Below are 10,794 nucleotides of genomic sequence, written 5' to 3' on the forward strand. Positions count from 1 at the left end.
GGGTTCCGGCTCTTCCTGCCGGAACCTATCCCGTCGGCGGCAGGGCCCTCACGCCCGAGTCCCCTCGGCGCCACGCCGGGCCCCGCCCCCACGCCCGCACACGCGGAGGCATACCGTGAGGAGTCGTACGTCTGACGCCGGGAGGAGAGACGGATGGGCAGCCGCACCGAGCTGGTCGAGGATCTGATGGAGCGCTTTCCGCACGTACCGCGGGAAGCCGTCTTCAAGGAGGACCTGCTGCGCGGCGGTGTCGCCTTCGACGCGTCGGCACTCAGTGACAACGAGAACGGCGAGGTGAAGCCGAAGTCGTACTTCATCTTCTCCTTCGACCACGGCACCCTGCCCGAACTCGGCGAGGCCGCCCTCAGGCGCCCGCCGGAGGAGATCATCCTCACCGGCGGCCCCTACGACCTGCGGCGGACCGTCGTCTCCGTGCGGGTCAACCCGTCCTCGCCCTACCGCGTGGCCGCCGACGAGGACGGCATGCTCGGGCTGTACCTCGACGGGAAGCGGATCTCCGACGTCGGTGTGCCGCCCATGCCGGAGTACTACCGGCACACCCTCTCCAACGGAAAGTCGGTCATGGAGGTGGCCCCCACCATCCAGTGGGGCTACCTGATCTATCTGACCGTCTTCCGGGTCTGCCAGTACTTCGGCGCCAAGGAGGAGTGCCAGTACTGCGACATCAACCACAACTGGCGCCAGCACAAGGCGGCCGGGCGCCCGTACACCGGTGTGAAGGACGTGGAGGAGGTGCTGGAGGCCCTCGAGATCATCGACCGCTACGACACCGCCAAGGCCTCCACCGCCTACACCCTCACCGGCGGCGCCATCACCAAGACGGTCGCCGGGCGCGACGAGGCCGACTTCTACGGGCACTACGCCAAGGCCATCGAGGAGCGCTTCCCCGGCCGGTGGATCGGCAAGGTCGTCGCCCAGGCGCTGCCGCGCGACGACGTGCAGCGGTTCAAGGACTACGGCGTGCAGATCTACCACCCCAACTACGAGGTGTGGGACCGTCGCCTGTTCGAGCTGTACTGCCCCGGCAAGGAGCGCTACGTCGGCCGCGACGAGTGGCACAAGCGCATCCTCGACTCCGCCGAGGTCTTCGGCGCCCGCAACGTCATCCCCAACTTCGTGGCGGGCGTGGAGATGGCCGAGCCGTTCGGCTTCACCACGGTCGACGAGGCGATCGCGTCGACGACCGAGGGCCTGCGGTTCTTCATGTCGCACGGCATCACGCCCCGCTTCACCACCTGGTGCCCCGAGCCCACGACCCCGCTCGGCAAGGCCAACCCGCAGGGCGCGCCGCTGGAGTACCACATCCGCCTGCTGGAGGCCTACCGGGCCACCATGGACGACTTCGGCCTGTCCTCCCCGCCCGGCTACGGCCCGCCCGGCCCCGGCCGCGCGGTCTTCTCCGTCAGCTCCTTCATGGACAGCCTCCCGGCGCAGGAGCCGGTCGAGGTGTAGTCCGCCACGGCCCACAGGGCACAGCAGGGTGTCGGGTCCGGGCCGGCGGTCGTACACTCCGACCGCCGGCCGCTTCGGCGACCGCTGGATTTGAACACTCCGCTTGTCAGTTGTGTCGGAGACGTGAAAGGCTCTGGCCCTGCCGCGAGGGTCCCCCCAACTCCATTGCCGCTATGGCGAGTTGACCTCGCTTGTGGATGCAGGAGACTCATGCCCGACCTGCCGACCCCTCAGGACGCCACCGAGGCCTCGCTGTTCTCCGAGTGCTGGGACGCCGTCCTCTCCTACGCGGACCTCTGCACCTCCGGCTCGAGTGCCGCCCAGCAGCTGGCCCGCGAGGCGTTCGCGCTCGGCATCCGCGAGGCCCGCGAGGCCGAGGCCGGGACGCGAAGGAGTGCCGGCCGCCGCTCTCCCGTCCTGCCCCGCATCCCCCTGCTCCTGACCGCCGTACGCACCACGGCGGCCGCCTGGGAGGCCGCGGGCCAAGGGCACAAGCTCGACCCCGACCTGCGTCTGTGGCTCAACTCCGACAAGGCCGCCCGCTACACCGGTCCACCCCTGAGCCGCCCCATCGCCCTGCGTGGCCTGCGCGACATGCAGGAGCCCGACGCGGCCCTGCTCTGGCTGGCCGAGGTGGAGGCGCTTCCGCTGTCCGGGGTGGCCCGCCGGCTCGGCATCGACCCGGCCGCCGCGGCCGACGAACTCGACCAGGTGCGCGGCCTGTTCCGGGACCGCTGTCACCGCAACCACCTCGACACCCCGCTCGACGCGGAGTGCCGCGGCTACGTCCGCCTGCTCGACGCGGTGACCCGCTCGCCCGGCGCGGACACCCCCGAGGACCTCTCCCGGCACCTCGCCACCTGCGTGGAGTGCGCGGAGGCCGCCGCCTGCCTGCGACTGCACGGCGGGGGACTGCCCGCCGCCCTCGCCGGCGGGGTCATCGGCTGGGGCGGCCTCGCCTACCTGGAGCGCCGCCGCCGGGCCGCCGAGGTGCGCCTGGGCGTCGGCCGCCCCGACGGGCCGGACCCGGAGGGCGAGGCGGGCCACGCGGCGGCGGCCAAGGCGCGGGTCGCGCGCAACGGACTCCTCGTCGCCGCCGTCCTGGTGTCCCTGCTGGCCCTGGCGGTGTCGATGATGCCCTTCGGCGGCACCGGCGACGACGTGGCGGGCGGCACCGACGCCGACCGGCAGCCCGTCGCCGACCCCGGCCCCTCGCTGTCCCTCGCCAAGACGCCCCCGTCGGCGACCACCTCCGCGTCCTCTTCCCCCGGCCCCAGCCGCACACCCGGCGGCGGCGCCTCGACCAAGGCCGACGACAAGCACTCCCAGCCGGAGCCCCAGGGCACCTCGTCCCCCACCGCCCGCGGCGAGGACACCCCCGCGGCCCCCCAGCCCACCGAGCACGAGCACGAGCCGGCGCCGGTGACCTGCCGGGTCACGTACGACCTCGTCAACCAGTGGCCCGACGGCTTCCAGGCCACCGTCACCGTCACCACCACCGAGCCCCTCGACACCTGGCGCCTCGCCTGGTCCTTCCGCGACGGCCAGAAGGTCAACCAGATGTGGGACGCGAGCTCCTCCCAGAACGGCTCCCGCGTCACCGCCACCGCCGCCGACTACAACAAGACGGTCCCGGCCGACGGCTCCGTCTCCCTCGGCTTCCTCGCCTCCTGGCACGGCACGAACTCGGCACCGGTGGACTTCACGCTGAACGGCCGGGACTGCGGGGCTTCTTGAGGTCCACTAGGTCAAGGTGTTCGGGTCGGCGCATGATCCAATCGGTGTGCCCATAGTCGTCGATCACGCTCAGTGATGCCCGCCACAGCGGCAGACCCTGAAAGCGATCCAGAACGAAACGAGGGCGGGCGCCGTGTCGTGAGCCCGCCGCCCACCAGTCGGCGAGGCTCGCAGAGACACCTCAATGATCCACCGATAAAGGCATATCACCCTGAACCGGCATCGACCCTAATATCCTGACGCCCTCTGCCGCTGGTATGCCTCATTGGCTATGGAAGACTTGTTCGTACCCTTACGGAAAGCCCTTACTGAACCTTCACACCCGATTGAGTGGGGCGGAGTATGGTGGAATCGGATTGTCGCCTCACGATTCCACAAGGAGGGGGGCGCAACTTCGCGATCGAAGGGCTATCGATGATTGCCTTTCATGTAAGGCCATGAATGCGGCCATCCAATGCTCTCTGCATATGACGGATGGCCGGCGCGGCAACCGAGTCACAGCGAAGCTGCTGATGTACCGGGACGGGACTCGACATGGGCGTGCGTTTAACGGACATCTTTGACTGGCTCCTCCGCGAGCATGACGAGACGACATCTCGTGAGAGAGTCCTCGCATTGACTCCATACGTATTACAAGTCGCATTCGACCAGATCCCCGGCGACTTCGTGGAGGTCGGATGCTATCGAGGGGGAACGGCGCTCTGGACCCGCGCGGTCCTTGACAGTGTGGGTGAGGCAGATCGCACACTCCATGTCTACGACTCGTTCCAGGGAATGCCGGAGCCGAGATCCGTGGACATGGATCTCATGGGCAAGGGTGATCTGACGGCCAGCGTCGAGGACGTCGTGCAGGCGCACGACAGATGGCAGAAGCGCAAGCCGGTCATACATCCCGGCTGGTTCGAGGACACCCTGCCCACGCAGCTACCTGACAGGATCTGCTTCGCCTATCTGGACGGAGACTTCCACGACTCCATCCTGACGGGGCTGCGGTATTGCGTACCGAGGCTGAGTCCGGGGGCCGTGATCCTTATCGACGACTACGCGGACGTCGAAGCCCACCCGCGCGTGTGGAACGGATTTCCCGGGGTCAAGCAGGCCTGTGACGAGTTCTTCGGAAGCCCTTCGCCGGTGCGCCCGGTCATCACCGACACCGACTTGCCGTTCGGCGTCTACGTACATTCGCCATGACGGCCGTATCGACTCAGTCATGAACCGCTTCCTCAGAATTCGACGAAGGGCTGACCCCCCAAGTGACCATCGCGGTTATCATCCCCGCCCGCAACGGCGCGGACTACATCGACAAGGCTCTGGCTTCGATCGTCACCCAGACCGTTCCCGTGGACAAGGTCGTCGTCGTCGACGACGATTCGGAGGACGACACCTACGATCGCGCGACCCGCTGGGGCAGCCTCCTGCCACTTCAAGTGATCCGTCGCGAACAGACGGGGAGGAGGACGAGGTCGGTATGGCACGCCCGGCACCTGGCCGTCGAAGCGGCCGATACGGACCTCATCCTTCAACTCGACTGCGATGACCTGCTCTTACCGGGCGCTGTCGCGTGCATGACCCGCGCGTACGCGCGCCGTCCCGGACTCGTCGCACCACGGCGACTGATACTGGTAGAGGGGGAGACGGACGGCATCCCCCGCGCGGTGCAGGAGCGGCTGCCGGAGTCCGGTGATCAGTACAATCGCATGCTGGCCGGCAACTACATCGGCGTCGGCTGTCTCTACAGCCGTGATGAGTACAAGGCGGTCGGCGGGTACCGTCCCTGCTGTCACGCCGAAGACTGGGACCTGTGGCTGCGTTTCACCGCCTCCGGCGTTCCCATCTCGCTTCCCGCCGAGCCCACCTACGTCTACAACGTGCACCGCAAGAGCACATCCGGCATGGTGGACCGGGGTGTCACCGATCAGGAGGTGCTGCGGCGGTTTCTCGATTCCGGAACCGAGGCTCACCGCCGCACGGCGAAACTCGCCCTGTTACAGCGTGCCGGCCTCGACTACGTGCGAGAGCTCGAGGTGAGGAACCTTTCGCACGCGTCCGTCAACATCGCCGCCACCGGCCTGGCGGAAGACGCAGACCTCGAGGTTCGCTGGGACAAGGATCTCGGATTCGTTCTGATCGGCCGGGCGACGGCCGAAGACCTTCGCCGGCTCGTAGTTGTGTCGTCCGACGGGGCGGAGATCATTCTTCGATCCATCGTGGGGTCCTCCGGATCACTGGAATCGACCGAGGCCGACCCAGCCCTGCGCTGGGAGGCGACCGGACGAACCTGGTACGGCTGGCTGATCGAGGACGAGTGGTGGAAGGGAAACGGCGCTTCATGAAGGCTGCGCCGATCCCTCGGCGGATCTTTCAATTCGCGCACGACCCTGCGGCCGTCCCCCCGCTGTGCCGGGATTCGATGTCAAGCGTCTCAGAATTTGCCGGACGGTACGCCTACGAGTACCGACTGCTGACGCTCGACGACTTGCCGAGCATCATGGGAACCTACGACAGCGATGCCCCGCTTCACCTGATGCCGCGGTGTCGCAATTTCGGGGATCTCAGCGACGTCCTGCGCAATCTACTGATCGACCGCCACGGCGGCTGGTGGCTCGACTGGGACATGCACGTGGTCCACCCAAGGCAACTCGACGACTGGCTGAACCAGAACAGCGATTTCGAGTGGACCGGCGTCATCGATGACACGAACGACATCGTTGCCAACGGCCTGCAGGGTGGTGTCGCACACAACAAGATAAACTTGGGATTTCTTGAATGGGTGGCATCGAACCTGCACGGGCAGGACCAACACGCCTCTTTTTTCCTGGCGGGAGTCCACGAGTTCACTCGCTATTTGAAGAGCGTCGGATTCGTTGACCGAAGACTCCGGCTGGTGCCGATGAGCCACACGCTCCAGGCTTTCTACTCGGAGATCAAGGGATCTCCGGAGGGAGTGAGTGTCGAGCCGTCCCCGGCGAATCCGCAGCCCGTTTTCCATCACTGGGTGCACGGCTGGGAGGAGAATTCCTTCGATGTCCCCGCGTGGGTCAAGAGGAACCTCACCGGCTGAGGGCCAGTATGCAACAAGCAGTGCACACGCCATTGGCAAGGAGGAGCCCGAGATGTCATACGTCGCCGGGGGCTTAGATTTCCGAGTGATTCTGCTGGTGGAAAACGAACTCATCCGCCATGGCCTCGAAGCAATGATTTCCCTCATCCCGGAGGTGACACTCTGCGACGCGGGAGAAGTAGACTCCGCGCCTCAGGGGTCATCGGACTGGACGAGAGTGCTCATCGCCGACGCGCACACATGGCACACCGCGGCTCCCGGTATATGCAGGCCCGGCGCGGAGCATGAGCAACCCTGGACCCTGCTGATCGGTGACGCGGAGGACCGGCGTGGCCTCGAAGGGTGCGCATCGTATCCGTACGACGGCTTTCTCCTGGTGTCCGAGGTGCATACCCAGTCGTTGACCGACGCTCTGCACAGTGCCTGCTGGTCGACGCAGCCGGCCAACCGGTCGGGGCGGCCTTCTCGTCATCAAGTCGCCGGTGAGCGATGGGCCCTTGTGCCGCAACCCCGCCCTGCGGCCCTCACGCCTCGGGAAACCGAGGTCCTCCCCCTCCTTGTATCAGGACGCAGCAACAAGCAGATCGCCCGGGCGCTCGGAATCTCTCAGCACGGCGCTAAACGGCTGGTGGCATCCATCATGATCAAATTCGGGGCACCCAACCGCACCGCCGCCGCGGTCATCGCCGTCAACCACGGCCTCATACCCACCTCCTAAGGGGTCTTCCATTTGAGTTCGTCCCCCTCGTGGGTGGCGTAGGCATCGGCCTGGATGCCGTACAGCTCTGCGTATCGGCCGCCACGGGCGCGGAGCTCCTCGTGGGTGCCGGCTTCGACGAGGCGCCCCTGGTCCAGCACGAGGATCGCATCGGCTCCCGTCACGGTGGAGAACCGGTGAGAAACGATGACCGTGATGGCTCCGGTGCGTTCGGCCAGTTGCCGGGCCCGCTGCATGTGGCGCTGGAAGATGGCGTCCTCACTCGGTGCGTCCAGAGATGCGGTGGGTTCGTCGAGGACGAACAGCAAAGGCTCTTCCCGCATCGCCGCCCGGGCCAGCGCGACCCGCTGCCACTGCCCCTCGGAGAGGTCGATGCCACCGAGTTCCCGCCCGAGTTGGGTGCCGAGACCGTCCGGCAGGCGTGAGACGAGTGTGGCGGCGTCGGCGTCGGACACCGCGCGTTCGATGCGATCGAGATCATCAAGGTGCGGCAGGTCCCCCAGGCCTATGCCCTCCGCGAAGACCGTCTGAAAACGCCCGAAGTCCTGGAAGGCGGCGCTGAGCCTGGCCCGCCATTGATCCACGTCCAGCTCTCCGAGCTCGACTCCGTCCACACGGATCGACCCGGAGGTCGGTTCGTACATCCTGCACAGCAGCTTGACCAAGGTCGTCTTGCCGGATCCGTATTCGCCGATCACCGCCACCACGGAACCTGCGGGAATCTCCACGCTGAGTTCGTTCAACGCCTGGCTGGTCGTCCCGGGGTAACGATAGGACACCCGGTCGAAGGTGATCCCCTGTCGCAGCCGGTCCGGCACCCGGGCCCCGCTCCTGGGGCGGGCGCGCTCCTTCTCGGCGAAGTCGCGCAGCCAGAGATACGGCTCTATGACACGCTGTGCGCCCATCGCCTCGGTACTGCTGCCGACCGCTGTCTGCACGCTTTCGCGCAGCCCCATGGCGACGGTCACCGCGAGCATCACCTCGCCCGCTGTGCCATGCCCCTTCGCCGCTCGGACGGTGACCAGTCCCAGCGCGGCGATGAAGGCGAGACCGAACAGGAGCCACCCGCCGAGCTTCCACAGCGCGGCCACGAGGCGTGCCCTGACGCGGGGGCGCATGGCCTGGTCCCAGGCCGCCGCCTGCAGCGCCGCGATCCGTGCCCCCGTCCCGGCCACCCTGATCTCCTTGCCGGCACCGGCATCCGTGCCCAGCTCGAAGAGGCGCTGCTGCAACCGGTACGACTCCGCGGTCGCCACCTCGGCGGATGCCACGGCCTGCTTGCCTCTGTGGTCGAACCACAGAGGCACACTCGCGAACGGCAGCAGACCCAGCAGCCAGGGGCTGACGGACGACAGCAGGACGAGCGACACCACCAGACGCACCACGGCGAAGAGAGCGGCCAGAGACTGCCAGAGACTGGTCGCGACCACCCAGCCGGCGTTGCGCACGACCGTGACGCGGTCCAGGTAGTCGCTGCGCTCCAGGTGTTCCAGCCCTTCGATGGTGCAGATGTCCCGGTAGACCTGCGGATGCAGGTCCTGCATGGCCACCTTGTCAGCCACCGCGGCCGGCAGGTTGGAGCTGAGCCCCACCAGCGCAGCCGACGCGCCGTACGAGAGGGCGGCGGCGCAGGCCCCGGTCACCGCCATGGAGACGGAGCCGCGCTGGGTCGCGTCCACCGATGCCTGGAGGGCGAGCGCGATGCCCGCCATGGCCACCACGTCGAGTGCGTAGATCACGAAGACGGCACACGTGGAGCCCGGGGCCCGGCGCAGGGACAGCCTCAGGACGTCCCACCACAGTGCGAGATAGCGCCTCACGGCAGATTGCCTTCCTCAAGCCGGTCCTGGTGCCCGCGCCGAAACCGCTCGGACTGGATGGTGAACATCTGACAGTAGCGACCGCCGAGCGCCATGAGCTCCTCATGGGTGCCGGACTCGGTGATCCTTCCTTCGTCGAGCAGCACGATCCGGTCGGCCTGGCGGACGGTGGACAGACGGTGCGAGATGAGTACGAGACTGGCCTTCCCACGGTGCGTCGCCAGCCGGTTGAAGACCTCGAACTCGGTACGGACGTCCAGATGCGCCGTGGGTTCGTCCAGGACGAGCAGAGTGGCGCCCGACCGCACCGCGTACAGCGCCCGGGCGAGTACCACCTGCTGCCACTGGCCACCCGACAGGTCCACCCCGCCGGTGCGGGTACGGGACAAAGGGGTGTCCGAGCCCTGGGGGAGCCGGGCCAGCACCGAGTCCAGGCCCGACTCGCGCACGGCCGAATCCACCGCTTCGGGATCCGCCGGTGAACCGCCCCGGCCCAGCGTGATGTTGTCGAACGCGGTGAGGGGGTACTTCACGAAGTCCTGGAACACGGCGGCCACACGCCAGTGCCACGCGTCCGAACCGGCTCCGGTGACGTCGCTTCCGTCCGCGGTGACACGGCCCTCGGACGGTTCGTACAGGCCGGCCAACAGTTTGATCAGCGTGGATTTCCCCGCGCCGTTGAAGCCCACGACGGCCAGGAGTTCCCCGGGCCTGATCTCCAGGTCGAGGCCGTGCAGCACATCGCGCGAAGCACCCGGGTACCGGAAGGAGACCCCTTCGAAACGGACCAGTGGGGGCTCCGCCGGGACGAGCGGCGCTTTCTCCAGGACCGGCACGGCCTCGGAGCCGGGCTCGGGAACACGAGACGTTCCGCCGGGGCGCAGCGATGCCCGCACCGTGTCGAAGGCGCCCAGGACCTCGAGCCCGCCCATGCGGTCCAGGGCGTTGTCGCCGTACCGCGTGGCCCTGAACACGGCGGCACCGGCGGTCATGACGGCGGTCTCCGTCGCGATGGAGGTGCGGCCGTTTGCCGCGCTGACCGCGACGATCGTGAAGGCCGCGGCCAACGGCAGGGCCACCAGGAGGAACTGGCTCCACTCGCTGCGGACCATCCGCCGGTTGGCGGCCCAGTTGGGTGTCGACCGTGTGATGTGGTGGGACCTGATGCGGTCGACGACCCACGGGCCGATGCCGAACACCCGGATGTCCTTGCCCGTCGCGGGTGACAGCGCCACATCCTGCCATCGCTCCGCGCGCAGGTTCTCCCTGAGGCCGGAGCGCCACGTGCCGGCGAACTCGCGTGCTTGCCGAGTGCGTATCCAGGAGTTCAGGAACGCCGGGAGGACCACCAACGGCACCAGTCCCCAGGAGAAGTGGGCCAGGACGGAGCAGGAGGCCACCAGTCCGGTCCAGCTCGCGATCTGGTCGACCTGGGCCACCGCGGCCATGCCCGGAGTGCGTTGCGACCAGTTCTCCGGTTCGGCCCTCGCCAACTGGACGAGCTCTCTCACCTCGGGCCGTTCCAGATCGGCGATCGTCGGGCTGCTCGCCGCCAGCCGGGTCACCGCCTGGCGGTGGGCCCCGTCGATCCGCATGATCACCGAGTAGTCGATGGGGTCGGCGACGGCTTCGGCCGCGTGGCCGAGCACCAGGACGAGTCCGAACGCCGTCAGCGGCAACGCGACACTGAACGGCTCGCCGGCGCCGGCGTCCGCGCCTGACACCAGCGCCGCGACCACGAGGGCCACGGCGGCGGGCACGGCCCGGTCGATGATCCTGACAATGACAAGAGCGGTGACCAGACGACCACGGACTCCCCGGAGCAATCCGAGCAGTCTGAGCTTCTCCTTCAACATCCTCGTCTCTTCGTCGATGGCCCGCGATGGCTGCGATTCCCGGGTTCGCAACAGCATACGAGCCAAGTCTTCGCTGTACAGGCCTGGTTGGGCGCCCGATCGGCCAGAGCAGACGGGCATACCCGAACG

At 67.7% G+C, this 10,794-nt stretch carries 8 protein-coding genes; 6 read left to right on the forward strand and 2 right to left on the reverse strand.

Annotated features, from left to right (window positions below; translation table 11 throughout):
• Positions 1 to 153: 153 nt before the first annotated feature.
• The 6 genes from ACGFNV_RS39540 to ACGFNV_RS39565 all read left to right on the forward strand — a co-directional run bounded on the left by ACGFNV_RS39540 (position 154) and on the right by ACGFNV_RS39565 (position 6,989).
• Positions 154 to 1,473 carry a radical SAM protein gene (locus ACGFNV_RS39540; protein WP_393629545.1) on the forward strand — a complete coding sequence of 440 codons (1,320 nt, stop codon included), beginning with the start codon at positions 154 to 156 and terminating at the stop codon, positions 1,471 to 1,473.
• A 210-nt stretch (positions 1,474 to 1,683) separates the two neighbouring features.
• Positions 1,684 to 3,210, forward strand: a complete 1,527-nt coding sequence (locus tag ACGFNV_RS39545; protein WP_393629547.1) for a cellulose binding domain-containing protein — start codon at positions 1,684 to 1,686, stop codon at positions 3,208 to 3,210.
• Positions 3,211 to 3,744: 534 nt separating this feature from the next.
• A complete protein-coding gene (locus ACGFNV_RS39550) occupies positions 3,745 to 4,401 on the forward strand; it encodes a TylF/MycF/NovP-related O-methyltransferase (RefSeq protein ID WP_393629549.1) in 657 nt (218 codons plus the stop codon).
• A gap of 62 nt (positions 4,402 to 4,463) precedes the next feature.
• Positions 4,464 to 5,543: a glycosyltransferase family 2 protein gene (locus ACGFNV_RS39555; RefSeq protein WP_393629551.1), complete on the forward strand. Its 1,080-nt coding sequence runs from the start codon at positions 4,464 to 4,466 to the stop codon at positions 5,541 to 5,543.
• Complete coding sequence (locus ACGFNV_RS39560) at positions 5,540 to 6,271, forward strand: hypothetical protein (protein WP_393629553.1); 732 nt, start codon at positions 5,540 to 5,542, stop codon at positions 6,269 to 6,271. Before ACGFNV_RS39555 ends, ACGFNV_RS39560 begins: the two co-directional genes overlap by 4 nt.
• Positions 6,272 to 6,323: 52 nt before the next feature.
• Positions 6,324 to 6,989 (forward strand): response regulator transcription factor, encoded by a 666-nt coding sequence (locus ACGFNV_RS39565; RefSeq protein WP_393629554.1) that lies wholly within the window; start codon positions 6,324 to 6,326, stop codon positions 6,987 to 6,989.
• Here ACGFNV_RS39565 and ACGFNV_RS39570 read toward each other — a convergent pair.
• Positions 6,986 to 8,809: an ABC transporter ATP-binding protein gene (locus ACGFNV_RS39570; RefSeq protein ID WP_393629556.1), complete on the reverse strand. Its 1,824-nt coding sequence runs from the start codon at positions 8,807 to 8,809 to the stop codon at positions 6,986 to 6,988. The genes ACGFNV_RS39565 and ACGFNV_RS39570 overlap by 4 nt on opposite strands.
• Positions 8,806 to 10,665: an ABC transporter ATP-binding protein gene (locus tag ACGFNV_RS39575; RefSeq protein ID WP_393629558.1), complete on the reverse strand. Its 1,860-nt coding sequence runs from the start codon at positions 10,663 to 10,665 to the stop codon at positions 8,806 to 8,808. Before ACGFNV_RS39575 ends, ACGFNV_RS39570 begins: the two co-directional genes overlap by 4 nt.
• Positions 10,666 to 10,794 lie beyond the last annotated feature (129 nt).

The sequence above is a fragment of the Streptomyces sp. NPDC048751 genome, assembly GCF_043198595.1.
GTDB lineage: Bacteria > Actinomycetota > Actinomycetes > Streptomycetales > Streptomycetaceae > Streptomyces.

Bases quoted from the DNA above. Each gene is read 5' to 3' on its own strand.
- ACGFNV_RS39540 (WP_393629545.1), top strand. From the start codon at position 154: ATGGGCAGCCGCACCGAGCTGGTCGAGGATCTGATGGAGCGCTTTCCG.
- ACGFNV_RS39545 (WP_393629547.1), top strand. From the start codon at position 1,684: ATGCCCGACCTGCCGACCCCTCAGGACGCCACCGAGGCCTCGCTGTTC.
- ACGFNV_RS39550 (WP_393629549.1), top strand. From the start codon at position 3,745: ATGGGCGTGCGTTTAACGGACATCTTTGACTGGCTCCTCCGCGAGCAT.
- ACGFNV_RS39560 (WP_393629553.1), top strand. From the start codon at position 5,540: ATGAAGGCTGCGCCGATCCCTCGGCGGATCTTTCAATTCGCGCACGAC.
- ACGFNV_RS39565 (WP_393629554.1), top strand. From the start codon at position 6,324: ATGTCATACGTCGCCGGGGGCTTAGATTTCCGAGTGATTCTGCTGGTG.
- ACGFNV_RS39575 (WP_393629558.1), bottom strand. From the start codon at position 10,665: ATGTTGAAGGAGAAGCTCAGACTGCTCGGATTGCTCCGGGGAGTCCGT.